Origin of the sequence: Tengunoibacter tsumagoiensis, assembly GCF_003967535.1 — a bacterium.
GTDB lineage: Bacteria > Chloroflexota > Ktedonobacteria > Ktedonobacterales > Ktedonobacteraceae > Tengunoibacter > Tengunoibacter tsumagoiensis.
In genome coordinates this window covers 1081682-1103807 of the sequence record NZ_BIFR01000001.1, presented here as the reverse complement: position 1 = coordinate 1103807, position 22126 = coordinate 1081682, and the positions used below count along the sequence as shown (strand labels likewise).

The 22126-nt window shown below is 49.6% G+C and carries 15 protein-coding genes; 7 read left to right on the top strand and 8 right to left on the bottom strand.

Translation table 11 applies throughout. The annotated features are described in order from the left end of the window. Positions 1-310: 310 nt before the first annotated feature. From EL628_RS04320 to EL628_RS04305, 4 genes are all read left to right on the top strand, one after another. Complete coding sequence (locus EL628_RS04320; protein ID WP_126578551.1) at positions 311-805, top strand: YajQ family cyclic di-GMP-binding protein; 495 nt, start codon at positions 311-313, stop codon at positions 803-805. Positions 806-1072: 267 nt separating this feature from the next. Further along, a complete protein-coding gene (locus EL628_RS04315) occupies positions 1073-5032 on the top strand; it encodes a tetratricopeptide repeat protein (RefSeq protein WP_126578549.1) in 3960 nt (1319 codons plus the stop codon). A gap of 586 nt (positions 5033-5618) precedes the next feature. Next, positions 5619-7175: an alpha-glucosidase/alpha-galactosidase gene (locus tag EL628_RS04310; RefSeq protein WP_126578547.1), complete on the top strand. Its 1557-nt coding sequence runs from the start codon at positions 5619-5621 to the stop codon at positions 7173-7175. An 87-nt stretch (positions 7176-7262) separates the two neighbouring features. Then, positions 7263-7724, top strand: a complete 462-nt coding sequence (locus EL628_RS04305; RefSeq protein ID WP_161975267.1) for an SRPBCC family protein — start codon at positions 7263-7265, stop codon at positions 7722-7724. Between the two features lie 126 nt (positions 7725-7850). On the opposite strand, the gene EL628_RS04300 is transcribed toward EL628_RS04305, so the two are convergent. From EL628_RS04300 to EL628_RS04285, 4 genes are all read right to left on the bottom strand, one after another. Next, positions 7851-8927: a lipid II:glycine glycyltransferase FemX gene (locus EL628_RS04300; RefSeq protein WP_126578545.1), complete on the bottom strand. Its 1077-nt coding sequence runs from the start codon at positions 8925-8927 to the stop codon at positions 7851-7853. A gap of 18 nt (positions 8928-8945) precedes the next feature. Continuing rightward, complete coding sequence (locus EL628_RS04295; protein ID WP_126578544.1) at positions 8946-10085, bottom strand: lipid II:glycine glycyltransferase FemX; 1140 nt, start codon at positions 10083-10085, stop codon at positions 8946-8948. A gap of 3 nt (positions 10086-10088) precedes the next feature. Then, entirely contained in the window at positions 10089-10682 is a 594-nt protein-coding gene (locus EL628_RS04290) for a GNAT family N-acetyltransferase (RefSeq protein WP_126578543.1), read from the bottom strand. A gap of 171 nt (positions 10683-10853) precedes the next feature. After that, complete coding sequence (locus EL628_RS04285; RefSeq protein WP_126578542.1) at positions 10854-11309, bottom strand: hypothetical protein; 456 nt, start codon at positions 11307-11309, stop codon at positions 10854-10856. 523 nt (positions 11310-11832) lie between these two features. Here EL628_RS04285 and EL628_RS04280 point away from each other — a divergent pair. Further along, on the top strand, positions 11833-12621 hold the full coding sequence (locus tag EL628_RS04280; RefSeq protein ID WP_126578541.1) for a phosphate/phosphite/phosphonate ABC transporter substrate-binding protein: 789 nt from the start codon (positions 11833-11835) through the stop codon (positions 12619-12621). 142 nt (positions 12622-12763) lie between these two features. Here the strand turns inward: EL628_RS04280 and EL628_RS04275 are convergent, their stop codons facing one another. Continuing rightward, positions 12764-13735 (bottom strand): LLM class flavin-dependent oxidoreductase, encoded by a 972-nt coding sequence (locus EL628_RS04275; RefSeq protein WP_218028866.1) that lies wholly within the window; start codon positions 13733-13735, stop codon positions 12764-12766. Positions 13736-14128: 393 nt separating this feature from the next. Next, positions 14129-15277: a hypothetical protein gene (locus EL628_RS04270; protein WP_126578540.1), complete on the bottom strand. Its 1149-nt coding sequence runs from the start codon at positions 15275-15277 to the stop codon at positions 14129-14131. 482 nt (positions 15278-15759) lie between these two features. On the opposite strand from EL628_RS04270, the gene EL628_RS04265 reads away from it, so the two are divergent. Further along, complete coding sequence (locus EL628_RS04265) at positions 15760-16725, top strand: DUF4388 domain-containing protein (RefSeq protein ID WP_126578539.1); 966 nt, start codon at positions 15760-15762, stop codon at positions 16723-16725. Between the two features lie 108 nt (positions 16726-16833). Next, positions 16834-18306, top strand: coding sequence for a vanadium-dependent haloperoxidase (locus EL628_RS04260; RefSeq protein ID WP_126578538.1), 1473 nt, complete (start codon positions 16834-16836; stop codon positions 18304-18306). A 98-nt stretch (positions 18307-18404) separates the two neighbouring features. Here EL628_RS04260 and EL628_RS04255 read toward each other — a convergent pair whose 3' ends face one another. Further along, positions 18405-19406, bottom strand: coding sequence for a glycosyltransferase family 2 protein (locus tag EL628_RS04255; protein WP_126578537.1), 1002 nt, complete (start codon positions 19404-19406; stop codon positions 18405-18407). Between the two features lie 284 nt (positions 19407-19690). Next, positions 19691-21991, bottom strand: coding sequence for an ArnT family glycosyltransferase (locus EL628_RS04250; RefSeq protein WP_126578536.1), 2301 nt, complete (start codon positions 21989-21991; stop codon positions 19691-19693). Positions 21992-22126 lie beyond the last annotated feature (135 nt).

Here is a 22126-nt window from a genome sequence, read left to right as displayed (position 1 = left end):
CTCTACAGAATGCTTAACAAAGGTGCTATCATAAAGAGAGGTCTAGCTGGAGGCTCTGTAAACAGGCCACACAACTGTCTTGAATGATGCTTTTCAGTGGAGAGAAAGATCGGACGCGCTAAAAATAACCGTACTACCATTTATTACTATCTAGCGCGTGTTGTTTATGCCACTTGGGGGATAGAGTGGAAACGAATAGAGAAATGCGCTACAATGCCTGATGAGGCATAGAGCGAAAACAACACTGAACAAGTAGAGCATTCCTCTGCTAGCCAATTTGTACCAATCTACGAGTAAAGGGAGGATCTTTATGGCAGGAGATTGTTCATTTGATATAGTATCGCAGTTTGATGAACAAGAACTGGTCAATACTATCGATCAAACAAGGCGCGAAGTTCAGACACGCTATGATCTCAAAGATACAAAAACTGAGATTGTGTTAAGCAAAGAGTCGATTACCATTGTGACTGATAGCACCCTATCGCTGAAAAGCGTACGCGATATCCTGGAGGGCAAGGCGATCCGTCGCAAATTATCACTGAAGATTTTTAAACCTGGAAAAGAGGAAGATGCCGCTGGTGGACGCGTTCGCCAGGTGATTGAATTACAACAGGGCATCAATCAGGATCAAGCAAAAGAGATCAGTAAGATCATTCGCGAAAACTATCCCAAGGTACGTCCTCAGATTCAGGGCGATGCCGTTCGCGTAACAGCAAAGAGCCGTGATGACCTCCAGGCCGTTATCGCTCTCTTACGGCAGAAAGATTATCCGCTACCCCTGGATTATATCAACTACCGTGGATAGTTTCCTCCAGAGAGACTGCGAAGGCAGCTCTCTGGCTTGCTCACCGGCAGGCTTCACCTGGACACTATAGGACACAAAAGTACAGCATAATGTAATACAACACAGTATGTATGCTCAGTACTTTAGTACCAAAAGGACAGTCCAGGCTCTGAATTGTAGTACCCTAGACTTGATTCGATTAAACCTACTTGCACGATTGGCAGGAACACATACAGAGGTGCGGTAGTGTTGCTCCTGAGTGCACTCATTTGAGAAAGTGAACCTTTCATGCCTGGGAACAGACAAGCCTTTAGTGCAGCAATGACGGCAGCCGACCGCTACCGCTGGGAGAGCCAATGGGCGCTGGCGCTGCAAGAGTATCAGCAGGCACTCGCCGAGTTCCCGGACGATACGACCGCCCGTAGCGGTCTGGGCTTCTGCAATATGCAGTTGAAAAATTGGTCTCAGGCGCTCAAAGAGTATGAAACGGTGCTGCAAAGCGAGGCAAGCAATGTCATCGCTCTCAGCAAAATTGCCGAAATCTACGGGATTTTGAACCGGCGCCCAGAAGCTTATCAAGCGTATATGCATCTGGCTGAGCTCTATTCTCAAGCCGGGCAGAGCGCTCGTGCCGAAGCTACCTGGCAGAGGGCCGTTCAGTTGTCCCCTGGACAACCAGAGCCCCATGAAAGGCTCGCCAGCTATTATTTTGAGAAGAAAGACATCTCCCAGATGTTACAACAGCGCCTGGCTGCTGCTCAGGGCTATCTTCAAAGAAATGAGCCTGGTGCCGCACGTGCTCAATGTGAAGAGGTACTGCGGGCAGATAGTACAAACCAACAAGCATTACAATTACTCTCCTACATTCAAGGTGGGGGCTTCCCCACTGGTTCAGGAGAGCCATTTTCAGCAGGTCGTCCAGATAGCGGTGCAGGGTCTCATGTGAATAATACAGCAGGAATACCACCCACTTTTTCCACACACAATCCTGCTGCCGAGACAGTAACATCGGGAAATACAAGCGGAGGGAATACTGGCATCATGGGTAACATGGGTAGCGCGGGCAATTTTGGCGGAGGGCACAATCCAGGCCCGTCCCTGGCTACAGCTGGGAACGGCGGAGGGATGAACGCGGCCCCTCGCAATCGGATTTCAGCCAACCAGGTCACAGGTGTATTGCAACAGGCCCAGACATTGCAGACCCAGGGTCGTTTTGATGATGCTATCGACCTCTGTGAGCAGATTCTAGAAAGTGGCTTCGATCGGCCCGATGCCCGCTACTTTCTTGGATGGCTCTATCAGGAACAGCAGCGTTGGGATGACGCAATTCAACAATTTCAACATCTTCTCAATGACGCAGATTATGCTCTGTCCTGCTACTATGCGTTGGGACAGTGTTATCGCGCTCGCGGGGATCTCAGGACTGCTACCATCCACTTTGATGAGGCGGTCGATCGCGTAAACCTGGATGCATTGACGGCTGAGGAGTCCGATCAGCTCGTCCAGCTCTGTCAGGAGGCCGCTGAGGCTCACAGGCTCCTGGGCGAACAAGAGCAGGCAATGACGGTCTATAATGCTCTGCTCGGTTTCTTACGCAGTCGAGGATGGAATGAGAAGGTGGCTCAGGTGGAGTTTATGTTGCAGCAGGCCAATAGCGCGCCCGCTCCTCGACCCACCCAGGCTCCTCCACAGTCGGCTATGACACAGCCACCTCCTCCTGTCTCACAGCCTCTGAGCCCTCCCAATGCGCTCCCTGAGGCTCCAACGATGGCCTTTAATGCCGCCAGCATGAATCCTGCCGCTCAACAGCAGCAGCCTCCTGCGGGCGCTTCCAACTCGGGTGAGCTACCCGATTGGCTCACGGGCATTCTGAGCGATGCAGATAAACCACAAGCTCCCAGTCAGCCCGCTCCTGTGGCTCAGCCCGCTCCAGCACCAGCTCCGGCTCCGGTTGCTCCCAGCGAGCCCGTTTCACAGCCAGCGGTCCCTTCCTGGCTCATGGATGATGCTAAGCCAAATGCAACCCGGGTCTTGCCACCAGAGCAACAGACTCCGCCACCAGTCGTAGCCCAGCCTGCTCCTGTTCAACAGGCTCCTGTGCCTCAGGCCCCTGTACCTCAGGCTCCTGCTCCTGCTCCTGCTCCGGCACCAGCGCCTCAGCAGCCAGTTGTGCCAGCACCGGTGCCTCAACAGTCACCAGCAGCAGCGGCGTATCTCCCTGACACGGCGATTCCACCTGCTCCTGCTCCTGCTCAGAGAACACCTTCTCAATATCTGGCGGAGCCGATCCTGGCTGAAGCATCACAGATGGTTATTCCAGCCCCTTCACAACGCGCACAGCAGCAGAATGGCTTTGAGGATATCTTATCTCAGGTGGCAGGCACAAAAGAGGTGGGCCTCAAACAGGTGGCTGAAGCTGTGCTGGTCAGCACTTCTTATCTCCCTGAGAATGTCCGCCTTCAGGTTGTCCGCTCAATGCAGGATATTCAGAAATATATCAGTCATGGTTTATTAACTTCGGCTACTGAAGAGTGTCTACGCGTCATCGATATCGCTCCTCAGTATCTGGATGTCCATCAGGTGCTCTGTGAAATCTATGTCCGGCAGGGCAAGATTGAACAGGCAATTACTAAATATGCGATTCTTGTCGATACATATATCGTCAATGGACGCGTGGATGACGCAGTAGCAACCTATCGCCGAATTTTACAATTGGAGCCCAATAATCTGACCTATCGCATACGGCTGATCAATCTGCTCTCCTCACAGGGCAATAAGGAAGATCTGCTGCGCGAACGCACGATGGCCGCCGAGTCCTATCTGCGCCTGGGCTATATGGATCGAGCAATGACAGAGCTGGAACAGGCCCTGCAAGAGAGCCCCACCAGCGTTCCTACACGCCTGAATTATGCTCTGGCCTTGCAGAAGCTGGGACGCACTCAGCAGGCTGTGGCCGAATATCAGCGCGTCCTGCAGATTGATCCACGCAATATTACTGCTCTTATCCGCTGGCATATTGCGATGATTACCAGTCTGGGGACTGCCCGGGGGACGGCTCTGGAGGTCCTATCCCGTATCCGCTGGCAGTTGCGCGGCGAGGGTCAGAAGATGGCCGATGCTGTGATCCGTGAATATAACCAGACGGTCGATATCTATCCTAATAACGCCGATGTGCACTTTGCTCTTGGTCAGATCTATCATCAGTGCGGTCAGTTCGATAAAGCGTTGGATGCTTATACGTTAGCAACACGCGATAGCGCGGTCGAGGTGATGGCTCGCGTTAGCTCTGCTCAGATCCTTCTGGCTCAGGGGAAGCCGGAGAACGCCATTCAGCATCTGGAGCAGGCCCTTCATCAGGTTCGCCGGGCACCCAATGCGATTGATCCCACTACCTGGGCCGCTCGCCCTCGCGAAGATGGGGAAGAGCATCAGGCTCCTGAGGCAGAGATTGCTAAACAACTGGCTAAAGCCTATGGCCGTACCGGTCGCCAGGAGCAGATGCAGGCGATTCTACGCCAGCTCAAACAGAATCAACCAACTCAGGACGATGTGGCTTCTTCAAACATGATTGATCTCTCGGTCCGCCATGGAGATATCGACGGTGCGCTCCAGGAATATCTGGAGATGGTTCGCCATTATCGCAATAGTCGTCAGTTGGATAATGCTCTGAATGTTCTGAATGAGATGGTGCGGCTGGCACCACAGGACCCACGAGCTCATAGTGAGATGGCTGATATCTATGTGACTCGCGGTCTATTGGATGAGGGTATCGCTGAATTGCGCGTGCTGGCCGATATCCACCTTCGCCGTGGACATCTGGATGAGGCTGGCGAGGCCATTCAACGCGTAGGCAATATCTACGCTGAGATGGGCAATACTGAAGAGGCCCTCTCGAATCTCTTCCGCGCCGCTGAGCTCAGCCCCACTTCGATGGATCTCCAACGCGAGGTGGTTGGCTTCTGCCTTCAGTTAGGCCGTAGCCAGGATGCCGCTCGCTTCCAGGGCAATATCGCTCGCCACTACTTTGAGACTCAACAGATCAAAGAGGCGGTGGCGGCCCTCCAGCAGCTCATTACGATCGATCGAATGAACTACGATGCCTACGATATGCTTGGTCAGACCTATCAATCCGTCGGCGAATATGAGCAGGCCAGCCGCGTCTATCGCAATCTGGCAAAGGTAAATCCCGGCAGCACGATCGCTCGTGATCGTCTGGCAACACTGCAAGGACTACGCTCCTCGCGCTAAAGAGCGAGACCCTAACCGTTGAGATCCCTTACGGTGATCATCAAGGTGATCATAAAGGGTGCAACTTAGGCGGAGCGGGTCACCACGGCCATCATGAATGATGGGCCCTACGTGTTTTTGCGATAAATCGCTCGTAAAAAAGGGCAATTTATTGCATGAGGGAGGAGGGCCCATCATTTATGATGGCCGCGGACCCTTTCGGTCATCATTCATGATGGCCGCGGACCTTCTCCATCTTCATTTATGATGGCCACGGACCCTTTCGGTCTTCATGAATGATGGCCACGGACCTTTTCCATCTTCATAAATAATAGCAACAAACGCGCCTCCTTAATTACACACAAATTACGCATACACCATCATCACAACCACCATTTTTTGCGCGATTAAGCAATTATGCGCGCACTTATTGCTCAGTCGCGCAAAAAATCCTCGGATTTTGCCCAGAAGGGGCAATTTACCCTTGCATATCTCATGTTTACAAGGTACAGTTAGGCTAATAGGACTGGATCAACAATCAGTATAGCTCTCTCTACTATTGTGGATACAATGTTGTCCTCCATAAAGAAACAAGGAAAGGACCTTTATGACAATCAAAATCGCAATGATTGGAGCTGGTTCCATTGGCTTTACGCGTACACTGGTGCGTGATATTTTAGCCGTTCCTGAATTAGCTGATACGACTTTCGCTCTGACTGATATTTCTGAACATAATCTGGAGATGGTTGCCGAGCTCTGCCGACGTGAGATTACAGCGAATAATTTGCCCGCCAGAATTGAGACAACGACCGATCGCCGGGCAGCCATCGCGGATAGCGATTATGTACTCAGTACGATTCGTCAGGGAGGTCTCGAGGCCTTTCAGACTGATATCGAGATTCCACTCAAATATGGCATTGATCAGTGTGTGGGGGATACGCTCTGTGCTGGTGGCATTATGTATGCACAGCGCACTATTCCAGCCCTATTAGATTTCTGTCGTGATATTCGCGAACTGGCAAAACCTGATGCTCTCTTCTTAAATTATTCTAATCCCATGGCAATGAATACCTGGGCCTGTAATAAATATGGTGGCGTGAAAACAATTGGACTCTGCCATGGCGTTCAAGGTGCTCATTGGCAGATCGCATCCTGCATTGAACGCTGGGCTCGCCGTGAGGGTCTGCTCGCAGAAAATGAATCACTGCATCGCCGCGACGTCGACGTGATCGCCGCCGGCATCAATCATCAGACCTGGTTTGTGAAAGCTGAATGGCGCGGAATCGATATGCTACCCAAACTGCTTGAGCTCTTTGAGGAGCATCCATACTATGCTCAGACGGAAAAGGTTCGGATCGATGTGCTGCGCCGCTTTGGTTACTACAGTACCGAGTCCAACGGCCACCTCAGCGAGTACCTTCCCTGGTATCGCAAACGCGTGGAAGAGATTCCACAGTGGATCGATCTCTCAAACTGGATTAATGGCGAGACTGGCGGCTATCTCCGCGTCTGCACCGAAGGGCGAAACTGGTTTGAGACGGATTATCCCAACTGGCTAACAGAAGAGCCCGTCGTCATCTCTCCCGCCAAACGTAGCGAAGAACATGGCTCCTATATTATTGAGGCCCTGGAAACGGGCCGAATCTATCGCGGACACTTTAATGTCGTAAATCAAAACCAGATTACCAATCTTCCCAATGGCTGCGTGATTGAAATTCCTGGCTATGTCGATCGCACCGGTATTCACATGCCCGTAGTAGGAGATCTCCCCCTCGCCTGCGCCGCCACGTGCTCCGCCAGTGTCCGTGTTCAAGAGATGGGCATGGAGGCCGCCGTTCATGGCGATGTCATGCTGCTCAAACAGGCTCTATTACATGATCCTCTGGTGGGCGCAGTCTGTAATCCTGAAGAGGTCTGGCAGATGGCCGATGAGATGCTTGTCGCTCAGGCACGCTGGCTGCCACAGTATGCCTCGGCAATTCCACAGGCTCAGGCACGCCTGGAACAGGCTGAAAAGAATGGCACCCGCGTACACACTGTTCAGACTGAAGGGGCCGCACGCCTGCATACAAAAAGCGTGGAAGAGATGCTCAAAACAGCGGAAGAGTCGCGCGCCAATGCCGGGGCCGCAGACAAAGGCAAAATGACAAAAACTGGCGTATAATGAGGAGCAAGTAGAGGAATAATAGAAGAGAAGATAGCAAAGATTGTACTTTTGATGTCTTCTCTTGCTAAAGAAGGATAACAGATAGTGGGAACTATTTATATTGAAGCATCCGAACTCATACCGGCCAGTGTTGAAAAGGTCTATGCCTTTATGATTGATTACCAGGCAGGCCATCCTACTATTTTGCCCAGGCAATTTGGGCCCATCGTCATTGAAAAAGGTGGAATAGGAGCTGGAACGATCTTTCGTAGCAGCTTTAAAACCTTTGGGCGCGAGCTTCCCATACATATGGAAGTCAGTGAACCAGAACCCGGGCGCGTCTTCATCGAAAAGAGTCTTGATGCAACCAGTAGCTTGCAGACGTTTTTTATCTTTGAACCAGCCAGCAAAGGGAACGCTACTCAACTTACAATCTCGACCGAACAGGAAGGCCATGCTGGCCCTCTGGGCTGGCTAGAAAAAAAAGTCATTCCTCCCCTGCTCAAAAGGGTTTATCAACAAGAGCTCAAGTTGATCGTTGATACATTCAAAGCTCAGCAGTTATAACCATTAAGTTATAACCATTATAGGTGGAAAGACAGGGCCATTTCGCGCATTAACATTTAAAAGCGGACCCTCCCCCATGCTGCAAGAGATTGTAACATGGGGGAGGGTCCGCTTTTATGTCCGCACTTACACCTTAGCCGGATTGAGCGCTCGTTCAGCCGCTTTTTTGTAGCGGCGCTCATCGCGCCAGCGTTTCACTTCCAGCAGACGCTTATAGGCTTCATAAATAACAGGTTGATAGACCAGATCATGGGTTTCAAGGAAACGCAAGGGATAGCCGCCGAAACCACGCTTAAAAAGGTAGACACCCCAGAGCTCCTGACCTTCTTCCAGAATATCGGGAATGCCACGAAAATTATAATAATGGCAACCCTTAGATTTTGCCCACTGCATGCTGGTCCACTGCAACAGATGATTGGGCATCCGCTCGCGATGGTCGTTGGAAGAGGCACCAAACATATACCAGCTCCAGAGTCCCATGGTCAGGATAATCGTTCCTGCCACGGCCTTCCCCTCATACTCTGCAAGAAACAGAGCCACTCGATCCCCCTCATGGAAAAGGCGTAGAATATCCTGATAATGAGTCTTATTATGAATAAAAAATTGATCTCGCTCGCTGGTCGTCTCATAGATACTATAGAACGTATCGAGATCAGCCAGCGTCTCGCCGCGACGCACAGTAATCCCTTTACGGGCAGCCAGGCGAATATTATAGCGCCACTTCTCTTTCATCCCGCCCAGAATAGTCTTCTCATCAGGGCTGATATCCAGAACCCATTCGTGCCGAATATGGGTCGCATAAGGATTGGGACGGAACCCACGTCGCTTAAGAGCCAGCAGCCAGTGAGTATCGCCATCGAGGACGCTTGGCTCAACCTTCAGCATAAACGCGTGGCGCTTATGCGCCTCTGCTTTCACAAAGTTGAGCAAGACAGTCATCGCGGGTGAATCCGGATCATTGATGATGGGACCGCGTGGCGCATAAAAATAGGGCTGACGCAACAGAGGAGCGCGAGTGATTAAGATCAGGATGCCTGCACACAGATGACCTGCCTCATCCACCACGCCAATGCGCAGAGCCTCCTCGCTTCCCAGATGGGATGCCAACTCGCCCCACTCATATGATTGAGTGACGTTACAACAGACAGAGGAAGCGACATACTCGTCCCACTGTTGCTGATCGGTAATGATCCGAGCTTCCATACAACCTCTTTACTCTTATTATGCTTTGATGGTAGCAGTAGTTTCAGCCTGTCCATCCGCTGACTTCTCTTGTTTTCCCCTTGCAGCACGCTCCAGTTCAATCTTCTGTCGCTCTTTATGACGCTGCTCCCGACGAATCTCAACCAGTTTGCGCCAGGCTTTATAGATCAACGGGCGATAGATGTAATCCTGGGTGGGCATATTAAGACGAGAGAAACCGCCATAGCCCTTTTTATATTCATAGACCCCCCACATCTCCTCTCCCGGCTCCAGAACCTCTGGGATCGTCCGAAAATCAAAATAAGAACAACCACGCGACTTCGCCCACTGAAAACAGCGATACTGCAAGAGGTAGGCGGGCTTCAGGTTGCGCTTATGATTGGAGGTCGCCCCAAACATATCCCAACACCAATCGCCAAAACGAATTAACATCTTCGCAGCGATTGCCTCGCCTTCATGCTCGGCAATATAGAGAACCGCATCGCCTTTACTGCCAAAGTGGCGAAGAATCTCTTGATGGTAATCCTTACCATGGATAAAAAAATCATCTCGCTCACTGGTCAGCTTCAGCAGCTCGTAGTAGGCATCAAAATCAGCCTCGCTGCTTACTTCACGGATCGTCACACCTTTTCGCTCGGCAGAACGGACGTTCTGTCGCCAGGTCATCTTAAAGTCGGCAAGCAGTGTCTCTGCGGCAGGTTGAATATCCAGAACCCAGCTCCGCCGCCCATGCACCGAGATCGGGTTAGAACGAAAACCAACTCTATGGTAAGCAGCCAACCAGTTATCCATACAGGGATCATCATCGGCAATGTTGGGTTCAACGCGTAGCACAACTGCACGTTCCTTGCGTGCAATCGTATGAGCATATTCGATGAGCGCTCCCAGAGCGGGAGAGTCAGGACGTTCAACGGTTGGGCCTCGCGAGCTATATAACCATGTCAGATGGAGCCCCGGAATGGGTACAGGGGCCACGGTTAATAGCATCACGCCGACCAGACGTTCTCCTTCAAGAGCCGCCAGGCGATAGATCTTCCCTCCAAGGTATTTGTTCAGCTCACCCCACTCGTAAGATTGGAGCAGATGGCCGCGTGGCTGGCTGGTTAAAAAGCCATTCCACTGCTCCTGATCATTGATCTCCTGGATGGTAATCTTCATAAACTAACCCTGAAAACTCTCCAAATATTCGCTACGCAACATACTGTAGACTTTTACATTGTGGAACTTGCCAAAACGAGGCATTACTTCACGCAGGGTGCCTTCGTATTTAAAACCGGCCTTCTCATCGGCTCGCCAGCCGCCGATGTTCTCTTCCATATCCTGCGTCTGGATACGATTGAGATTCAGCTCAAGAAAACCATAGCGCAACATTAACTTAGTCGCTTCTGTCCCATACCCCTTCCCCCAGGCCGACCGATCACCAATGATGACATAGAACTCGGCGCTCTGATTCAGCACATTGATATCTTTTAAACCAACCAGACCCATCAGGCGGTTATCTTCTTTGTTGGCAATACCAAAGAGAATATGGCGGAAATCTTTGTACATATTATCCAGCCGCTCTTTGCCTCGCGTGTCGCTAGTGGGATAGACAGAGAAATATCGGCGAATCTCCTCATCGTTGAGCCATGTGGAATACAGGTGATTATCCTGACCAGGCTCCAATGGGCGCAAATACAGGCGCTCACCAACAATAAATGGGTTCTGCATATGGGATGTATCTTCAACTGCCTTCGGAAATGTATCTTTGGTCATGGCGGAGTCTCCCTTCTGACAATACCAATTCTTCAACCAACTCAACGACTTCGGGGCTAGTATAGCATAGCAAGCTGTGAGAGGCAATTTGAAGCGTGTTCCGTAGGTCTTTTGTTTTAAAGGAAAAACGGTTCTTCCAGAGGACTGGAAGTCCCTGTAAGCTGTTCTTCTCTATAACTGGCGTTGCCTGCGAGGAAACTGTCGAGATGGCCGCGACGTACGCAATTTCACGTATTTATGCGCTAAAAAAGCAATACCTGGCACACTTGCTGGTCTATCTAAAGCAATCATCCCAACCATAAACAGGGCAAAGATAAACGAGGCAAAGATCAATAAGAGGTCAAAGAGGGCGATACTACTCAATACCTCCGCATTGTGCAAAAATATGGCTCCTAAAATGACAGAGATAATGACACAAATAAAAAAACAGACGCAACTAAGAAACGCCTGTAAATAATGGTAGAGAGGCTTGGGACGCCTCGGTCCATAGACAAAAGCAAATAAGAGAAAGAGGGGGTACACAAACCAGAGTATTGGGAGGAAGATCAAGGTAATTACCGGAGCCAGGTAATACACAATGATCCAGATCAGATCGCCCATGGAAAGTCCAGGTGGATCGTACGTCATTCGTTTATCCTTAAGCAGTAGACAGCCCCACGTTGTGGCTGAATCATCACACTATATCATACTCCTTCGTCCTTGCACATCTTTGTCCTTCTTCTCCTGAAAAAGGGCTTGACAAACTAGAAATAATCAGTACAATAATAAATATGATTTAGTTGATCAATTTAGTCAATAATATACTACGCCTGCTAAGGGTTTTTACGGTAGTAGCAAACAGCATCTGAAAAGAGAAAGGAGAGAAAGATGGGACAGTCTTCTCTCAAGCAGATTACAGTAGCAAATTTTTTATCTTTGCGACCAGATTACTCGACTCGTTTCATGTGCTGTTGCTGTTAAACCCTTCCTCAACCTTCTCCACAAGACGCTTGAAGCTCTCCTCCATACCTATGTAACATCTTTTCCATTTAGACGCTAAAAAGCATATACTGTGGATGGGTTCTTCTTACGTCTAAGTTTATGATAGCTAAAGATAGTAGTAGTGGAAAATTTGGGTAATGTGTCCATGGCAGCTACAAGGGAGAGTTAGATGGCAGGTACAACGCTTATTTTTGATACGTTTCTTGCCCCCGCCTGGTACAAAACATATATGTATATCGTCGAGTACATTGAACGTACGCTTGGTATACCCACCTTTTTAATCAATGGAGAAACGCTAGAGGATTTCTCTCTGGCTTATGCAGACGCGGGCTTTGTCAGTACCCTTTCGATGCTCCGTCTCCTACAACAGCAACCATGCATGGTAGATGTCATTGCTGCACCCGCTTTCAAAGGGGTGGATGAAACAGCCTTTTTTGATGTCGTGGTCAGAAGAGAGAGCTCGCTCCAGACGTTACAGGATCTTGAGCGCTGCACCTGGGCCGATCATACAGGACAGTATCGACCTGCTCTTGGGACGGCTCTAATCGATTGCCAGGAGATTGCAATTACCAGTTCGCAGGCCCAATCGCTACGCCTGCTCCTGGATGGGAAAGTCGATGCAACGACTCTTCATTCACAGATGCTCGAAGTTGTATTGAATAATAGTCCGCACATTGCTGAACAGATGCGCAGCATTGGCTCTTATCGCTATACGACAGGCCCTCTGGTGGTAGTGGGCAGACATGTTCCCGCTGCTATAAGACAGGGGATTCAAATGGCTCTGGTCAATCTAACGCAAGATGCTTTTTTTGCTGAACGTCTGAAAGAAGGGCAATTAGAGGGCTTTGTTCCTGTTACTAACGCCTATTTTCAGCCCCGACACCGGCTTACGACAAAGCTCTCTGCCTTTGAGCTCTTTGAAACTGAAGAGCGGCTTTCCTTGCTGAATCGCCGTTAAGGTGCCGGTTGCATCCAGGCCCCGGGCCGGGCCTGTAAAGACTTTTTGTTGGTTACATAGGATACTTTTTTGTCGTTCTGCGGCCATTATGATGGCCGCAGCGGGGATGGTGCTACCTTCTTTATAAAGCGGATACCATTCTTTATGAACTTTGTCTGGCTGAATTTTTTCTGGCAAACTCGCCCAGCAGGTTCATAATGGCCAGTTCTTCACGCAGAGGATCTTGAGCCGGATAAGCTGCAACCTGCACCTCATCGATTCCAGCCTCATATATTGCACCCAGACGATGAAGAATTGTTGCGTCATCACCATAGATAAACATCTCTTTAATAAGCTCATCTGATGGCCTTAGATCTGGCAGGAGTGGAAAGCCAGCATCGGCAAAAAGCTTCTGATATACAGGCATATACACATAACGACCCAATGCCTGATAGGCCACCTGCCGCACCTGCGTAAAGTCTGTACTATAAATAACAGGGGCGCTGGCAATTACTCCAGGCACTGGACGGCCAGCCAGGGCCGCTCCTTCCTGAAGCGCCGGTAACGCTACGGTCTTCATATACGAGAGCAGTCCCCAGGAGACCATCGCTCCATCAGCAATCTCACCCGCTAATCTGAACATATTCTTCTGAACCGCAGCTAGAATAAGCGGAGTACGTGGTGGAACGCTGGTAGCAGGCAGTTGAACATCAACTGAAAAATGTTTTCCCTGCTGTTTGACCTCGCCATTCCAGAGCAGGCCCCGCAAGATTCCTACATACTCACGGAGATACTCCATTGGCTTCTGAAAAGGTAGACCATACATACGCTCTACCACAAAGGGATGGCTCACACCAATGCCAAGCCGAAAGCGCTCAGGCGCAACCTCAGCAATTGCTAATGCCTGATTGGCCAGTGTAACCGGATGCCGTGAATAGGTCACAGCAATACCACTCCCTAGCTGAATCTTCCTGGTCCGGGCTGCGACAATTGCCAGGGCGGTGAGGCTATCTGGCCCAACTGGCTCGCTAGGTACCCAGACCATCGGAATACCCGCCTCTTCAGCCTGCTCGACAGACTGAAGCAGCGACTGAACAGTTGGACGAAATAGCGTGATACCAAGAGCTACCGACATACAAGATACCCCTTCTGACTACTCTTCGAATAATCTTATAAATACATACTGGATGCACCTATCCATTAGCAGTAGATCACAACTCATCTGAATTAAAGTAAAGCTTCTGAACAGCTCTACAACACAAAAAAACCGGTTTTTCATTTGACTTGAACTTTATACATCCTGACAAGTTGTGCAAAAGAAAAAAGAGATGCAGCATTCCTGATACCTGGGGAGAAGACATCTCTATCTCTACTAGATCATATCATAGTCTTCTCCCCAGCGACTTGATCAGAGCACGCTCTCTCGCAATGTCATCCATGAACCAGTGGGCTCGCTACGTATTTTGGAGCACAGGATTCCATGCATGAGAAAACGACTGGCTCAAGCGAGCTCAAGAGATACAATACATTAGTAATACATCTCTACTATAGTCTGTAAGGGTGCATTGTAAGTTGTCTGATAGGAGCCAACCGCCACCAGTTGACCGCTATCTGGAATGAGAGAGATGGCATTAAGTGCAACCATTACGCCAGGGCGAGGCCCACTCATCCGCCGCCAGCCAGCTCCATTCCAGTGCTCTATCAACGGAACGACAGCGCCTGGATGCCTGAACAGGCTGGCATTTGTCCCTACGGCCCAGGCATCGTTCTCACCTGGAGCTACGATACCCATCAAAGCTGAGACGCCACTCGTTGGTGAGGGAATAGGCTGAGTATTCCATTGCGCACCATTCCATAGCTGCGCATAAACGCGATCATTATAGCCAGAGTTTGGACCATAGGTTCCAACAACTATCGCTTTACCAGAAGGGAAGGTCGTGACAGCGTTGAGAACCGGGGAACCATTCTGCTGGTTATCAGAGACAGTATTCCAGCTGACTCCATCCCAATGCTCGACTAATGTATACTCTAGATGATCTTCTTTCACATCTTCACCAACTGCCCAGATATCAGATGCAGAATGAGCAGCTATGCCAAACAAGTAACTGCCAACGCTCCCTGGAGAAGGACTGGCAACGCGGCTCCAATTCGTACCATCCCAGTGGATGATCAGTGTCGCAAAGTCATCATCCCGTCCCACTGCCCAGATGTCATTCCAGGCCAGCGCCGTTATGGCAAATAGATTCCCAGTAAAAGAGACCCTGGATTGCTTCCAACTTGTCCCATCCCAATGAGCTAGTAAGGCAACACTCCCACCGCCGTCTCTCCCTACGGCCCATACATTAGCAGGATCAATCGCTGCAACAGCGGCCAGTGAACCATACGTCCATAAATCAGATGCGGGCACAATTGTCCAGCTAGAACCATCCCAATGCTCGATTAATGGCTGGTTATTTGCATTCCCAACAGCCCAGATGTCATTTGTAGCAATGGCTGATACGCCCAAAAGCTGATCATTACCTGCACCATTGGCGCTTGAGACTATATGCCAGCCTGGATTGATGACCCCCGCTGCACTGGCAGGCTGAATCAGAAAGAGCACCTGCGCCATCACAAGCAGACCAGGTATACGCAAAAGTTTCTTCCATGCTTTATAGCTATTATTCATATTTGTCATCGTCCTCATTCTCCTCCACCATTCTGTAAGAGCGGTCCGTCTGGTTTTGCACTCTTTAAGCAGTACCCCTGCCTCCCAACGATGAATAAACGCAAGAGATTCGATAGTCAGATAAGATAGAAACTTTAAGGCTGTAATATTCCTATCATTTATTATACATTTTAATAAAAATATATATTATTTTCATAGAACAGTTTCTAGAATAGTTAAAATAACATGAGATGACTGAGATGCCCTGGGGCTAAAATCTGGTATGAGATAGGATATAAGAATAACCTTTTATAGAGAATACTTGACATTAGAATAAATTTACTTTATCATTTTTATCATCTCTATGGCGCTCTATTTAAATATATGATAAACTTCTTGCACTTGTCACAAAGCCGTGGCTACATAACACGCTAATGGAAGAATTTTCTAGTAAAGGAAGCTTTTCAACTTTTCTTTCTTGATAAGAAGATCTACAAAGAGGAGATCTACCAATGCCAGAACAGCGAGAAATAACTACAGACAGATTGGCAGATGTATTACAAATTACGCTATTAAGCCATCAGACCGGTATTTTGACGGTAAAACGTCGCAATGGGAACCAGCATGAAGAAGGTATTGTTGCTTTTAATGATGGTGAGATGATTGAGATCCGTACTGGTTATCTTTCAGGAGTCCAGGCCCTTCAGGCACTGAAAAGCTGGGGGCTTTGTCGTTATCTCTTTCGTCATCAGACTGTAGCTGAGATACAGACGTTTCTCCGCACACTCTCTGCCCCTAGCACGCCTACTCCAGCCTTGCCACCTCCATCTCTCCCTCAAATGCAGACACTCAATAGTCCAATCACACCAGCCTTTCCACAACCGGCTCTCCCAACATCTCCATGGCATCAAGCCTCCTCTCCAAACTGGAACCAGCCCAATACTGACCAGCATCACTATCTTCAAGATACGGAACCTATAGCGCCCTTCTCTCAAACGCAACATCCCGAATATAGCCCACGTCTGACACCACAGCAATATAGTCCACGGGCAAGTAGCCCTCAGCATCCTGAATATAACCCACGGGCCAGTAGCCCTCAGCATCCTGAATACAATTCACGGGCAAGTAGCCCTCAGCATCCTGAATACAATTCACGGGCAAGTAGCCCTCAACATCCTGAATACCATCCAGTTAAGCAGGCTCAATATATTGCAGTCCCTAATCCCAGGGCTTCAAAGCCGCAGCCTGATCGCATGACGCCCCTATCTGGTATACCAACGCCTATTCGTAATGAAAGGCTGGGAGATGTTGTATCTCAGTTAGATCAAGCGGGTCTCACACGCGCTCATCGCCAACTCTATCTGCTGATTAATGGAGAGCGCAACCTACTTGATCTTTCTGCAATCTCTAAACGTTCTCCTGAAGAAGTACAACGTCTCCTCAACGATCTTGTCCATACCGGTTTCATTCATTTCTAGAATACAATTCTGGAGGACGATCCATATTTGTTTCACCTCTATAATAGTTATGTAGAGAATTTATAGGAGTCCAATGTATAATCTGGATGAGTGGTAAGGGATGTGTGTATGGAAGAAAAAAAGATTGACCGTAGACGGTTGCTCCAGCTTGGTGCAACCTGTTTTGGTACTGCCTGGATAATACAGCCAGATCTGGATGCGTTTGCAGCGGAGCCGTCCTTGAGCCCCAGCGTGCTTCTCGCCTGGAATAATATGTTGCTCGCTGCCATTCGCACGACCAGACCTGGAGTGACTATTGTGGCTCGCGCTTTAGCCATTCTCCATACATGTATCTATGATGCCTGGGCCGCCTATGATCGCGTTGCCATAAGCACACAGTATGGAGGAGCACTGCGCCGACCTTCCAATGAATGGACACTCGCTCACAAAGAGATGGCCATTAGTTTTGCAGCCTATCGAGCTCTGGTAGATCTCTTTCCTGACCTGCTTCCACAGTTTCAAGCTCTGATGAGTGCTCTTGGCTATGATTACCAGGATACTTCGCTTGATAGTACGACACCCCAGGGTATTGGTAATCTCTCTGCACAGACCCTGTTGACCAGACAGCATCATGATGGTTCTAATCAGCTCGGGGATCTTCATCCAGGTGCATATAGCGATTGTACGGGCTATACGCCAGCAAATACGGCTGATCAGATCACGAATCCAAATGCCTGGCAACCACTAAGAATCCCCACAGGGAAAGGGACGTCTCTAGTACAACGATGCGTGACTCCCCAGTGGTGCCTGGTAAAGCCCTTTGCATTAACTCATCCAGCACAATTTCGACCCTCCAATCCACCTGCAACCTATCCTTCCAGAGGCTATATAACTCAGGCTAACGATCTACTCTTTATGAGTGCTTCCCTCACCGATGAACAGAAGGTTATCGCCGAATATTGGGAAGATGGCCCGGGCTCGGAACAGCCTCCTGGTCACTGGTGCCTCTTTGCTCAATTTATCGTTCAGCGCGACCAGCACACGCTGGATCAGGCCGTTCAACTGTTCTTCCTACTTACCAATGCACTTTTTGATGCCAGCATCGCTTGCTGGGACGTCAAGATGACCTATAATTCCGAGCGACCTATCACGGCTATTCGTTATCTCTTCCAGGGTCAACAGGTTCGTGCCTGGGCCGGTCCCTATCAGGGCACACGCTGGATCGATGGAAAAGACTGGAAGCCCTATCAACCAGCTACCTTTGTGACGCCTGCTTTCCCCGAATATTGCTCTGGTCATAGCACCTTTAGCGCCGCCAGTGCTGAGATCCTCAGACGCTTCACCGGGAGCGACCTTTTTTACTATTCTTATACTAAACGAGCTGGCAGTTCGGTAATTGAGCCTGGCGTAGTCCCTTTTCAAGATGTAATGCTCTACTGGCACACGTTTACAGAGGCAGCCGCTCAGGCCGGGACTTCAAGGCGATTGGGGGGGATTCATTTTGAACAGGGAGATCTCCAGGGTCGCGCATTAGGGCAGGCAGTTGGAGAAGTGGTCTGGCGCAAAGCGTCTGCTTATATCGCTGGCACTCAACCGGTTTAAAAGGGATATCATGCATATCCCTTCAAGATCATGGCAATACCCGCTCCTCAAAAGATGAAGCGTTGCTAATGCAATTTCAAGCACCTGATAGCTTACACTTATTTCAGAACCTGTCTATGAGAAGGCTCTGGCGAAGAAAAACCAAGCGTGTGATGGACCACGTAGAGTGGACGGGCGCGAACCTCGTCATAAATACGGCCTAGATATTCACCAATAATGCCCAGGAAGATCAATTGAACTCCCCCTAAAAATAAGACCAGAATTAATGTTGAGGCCTGGCCAACAATGGCGTCGGTAAAGATGCGCAAAATAATCGCTATAATAATGCCAACGAGACTGATACCCGCCAGCACAAAGCCAAAGGTAGTTGCCAACTGCAAAGGAAGGTGGCTGAAGCTTGTAATGGCATCCATTGAAAAACGAATCATCTTTTTTAATGGATATTTCGTGGTGCCTGCAAAGCGCTCCTGTCGATCATATTGGACAGCCTCTTGCCGGAAACCAACCCAGACCGAGAGACCACGCATAAAACGATGGTGCTCGCGCATCTTTACCAATGTATCAACCACGTTACGATCCATCAAACGAAAGTCTCCCACATTCTGAGGGATGTTAATCGATGTGATCCGATCGATCAAGTTATAAAATGCTGCGGCTGTCACTAACTTGAATCTGGTCTCGCCTGCTCGGGTCGCACGCTGTGCATAGACCACTTCGGCTCCCTGCTTCCAACACGCAATCAGCGCTGGAATAACTTCAGGAGGATCTTGCAGGTCCGAGTCAATAACCACAACCGCTTTCCCTCGCGCATAGTCTAATCCTGCGGAAATGGCTATCTGATGACCAAAATTTCGCGAAAAGTCAATGACACATACACGTGGATCACGAGTATGAAGCTCTTGCATGACCTTCAATGAGCCATCCCGACTTCCATCATTGACTAAAACAAGCTCAAAGGGCTCACCTAACTGTTCCATGACAGCTATCATACGGCTATAGAAGTGGGGAAGTGTCTCTTCTTCATTAAATACTGGAGCAACTATTGAATATGTAATCTGGGCAATGGCCGCTGTAGCCGCTTCCTCTTGTGGGGCAATCATCAGATTAATCCCTCCTCGTGATGTTCCTTCTCGTTCCCAACGAAATGAATGATAAGTGCAATCCCAATTTCTATAGTATGCACTTTCTATTACGTAATCGCAACCGCACAACACCTTTTAGCTACATCGAAAGATGAAACTATTTAAGGCTACGATGTCGAATCTCTACAAGGCTGATACATACGCACCTTTTCGATCTTTTATAGGTAAAATTTAATCAAATTTTACTACTCTTGATGAAGTCTGAATAACAAGTTTTCCTGCTATTCAGACTCTTTCTTCCCCTAAACAGATGAACAGTCGAATAGCTGTTGTCCCATCATTCCTGCTCCAAAACCACTTCCAGGGAACCCTCCCTGGCTAGAGCCCGGTAACCCTCCCGGGGGTAAACTCCCACCTGGTAATCCTCCTGGAGGTAAGCTCCCGCCTGGCAACCCTCCTGGAGGTAAGCTCCCGCCTGGCAACCCTCCCGGGGGCAGGCTTCCTCCTGGCAACCCTGCTCCGACGCCAGGAATGCTTTCGGGAGTGCTTCCAGTTGTATTCTCCGTAGTCGCTTGCCAGAGAGCATTGTCGACTACCTTACAGCTACTATTAACCCATTGTGTCAACTGGCTACCTCCAAATGGTCCGCCTCCGCCTTGCTCTAACATCTCTCGAATCTGTTCGGGCAAGTTGGCTGGTAGGTTTTGTAGATTAAAAGATGGCAGTAAGAAGAAGCGGACCTCATTTCTTTTGATGAGGGCTTTCAGTTGATCGAGGGTCAGGATCGGATCGCTACCCAGAAAACCACCCATCGCCATTACTGGCTGGCCAGTTTCAATAATATATGGCGCTGCGGAAGTCGCATTCTGTGTTGCAAATAAAAATGTTGTTGTGCCTTGATTCTCTTCAAGATACTTCAACAGTTTTGGGTTGGTCTTCTCATCTAAGAAGTTGTTGGCTTGACGCGAGGCATTCTGTGTTGCGCTCCCTCTATCACCCATTGCTCGAAAGAGACCATTCATTCCCGATTGTGCTAATGCTGGACCGCCTGTTGGAAGGACAGCATTTGATGGCTGTTGAATGGAGAGGATCGACCAGACCAGAGGCGTCAATAATACGGCGATCGCGGCCAATTGCAGAGCTGGCAGGCTCCAGCGTCCAGACTGCCATTGTGCAGTAAAAGGTAGCTGAGCCAGCACCAGGATCAGGGCGGAAATGGCACACAGAAGCAGAACCACAACCCATAGAACTGTGTAATCCTCATAGCTCGCAATCAGATAGACCTGTTCGGCCGCCGTCGCAATCAGGGCAACTGGCAAGGCCCAGCGACGCCAATCGGTCCGCTCGCGATAATCATGCCAGAGCAGCACGAACGCTCCAGCAGCCAGAGCCGCAATAGCCGGGGCAATAATGGTCAGATAATAGCTGTGGAAGAAGCTTGCAATACTAAAGAAGATACCCATTGTCAGCAGCCAGACTCCCCATAACGGAAGGGCCTGCTGCTTGCGTGTTAATGGTAGACGCCAGCGCGCTCGTGTCTGCCAGGCAGCAGCCAGGAGCCCAAAGAGTGCCATTGGCAGTAGCCAGCTCACCTGACCCCCCAGGTCCACTTTAAACATTCTTAACGGGCTGGGCGGACCCCCTTCGTTCAGTGGACTGCCAGCAGGCATAGCGACAGTCTGGCTTTGCGCTTGAGATCCAGATCCGCTATTTTGCGCTCTACCCCGCCCCATATTCATGCCCGTTAGACGCTGGATGCCATTATATCCCAACGCCAGTTCCAGCTCCGAGTTGGTCTGGCTCGAACCAACATAAGGACGTTGGCTGACAGGCGTGAGATCGACCGTGATCAACCAGGCAAAAGAGACTACGAGCATCACGGCTATCGCAAGGCTCAAGTGGATAAGCCGTTTCCTCCAACTGATCGACGTACAGAGCAGATAGAACAGTCCAAACGCAGGCACAAATAGATAGGCCTCAAGAGTCTTGATGTTAAAACCAAGTCCAATGAACACGGCACACAGCAACAGCCAGCGGAGTCGGCCTGTCTCTACGGCCAGACAGACGGCCCAGGTCGCCAGTAACATCGTGAAGACGAGTAATGTGTCCAGGTTATTATCCCGGCTCATGACTACGCTAATCGGAGTAATTGCGAGGGCGAGAGCCGCCAGCAATCCCCCTATCGGGCCAAAGAAACGACGCACCAGCACAAATAGAAGCGCCACGGAGATCGTTCCAGCCAGAGCCTGTGGCACTAACAGGCTGATGCTTGAAAAGCCAGACCCACACAATTGAAATAACCAGGCACTACACGCCTGGATCCACAAACCCAGCGGCGGTTTATCTACCGTCACAAAACCACCCGGATCAAAGGAAACAAAAAAGAAATTATGCCAGTTAAGCAACATGCTTCTAACAGCCGCAGCATAGTAACTATTTCCATAGCCGTTCTGCTGAATCTGCACAAAATTTAGTACTGCTGATAAAGCTACTATAATACCTAAAGCTATCTGATGCCAGCGCTTCATGGAATGATCTGCTCGTACCGGAATACGACTATCTGGCAGGCTGGCAGGTAGAGCAGGGAGATTCTCTATTTGCATTGAATAGCTACTTCTTCTCCTTATCTATCGCATCTCTCGTTTTCAATAGAACTAGAAGTAGTGTACCCATTTCCGGTTACCGCTGTCTTCGGGGAAATCCCTGATGTCCATGAAAGGGATTTGCAGTAGACTGCA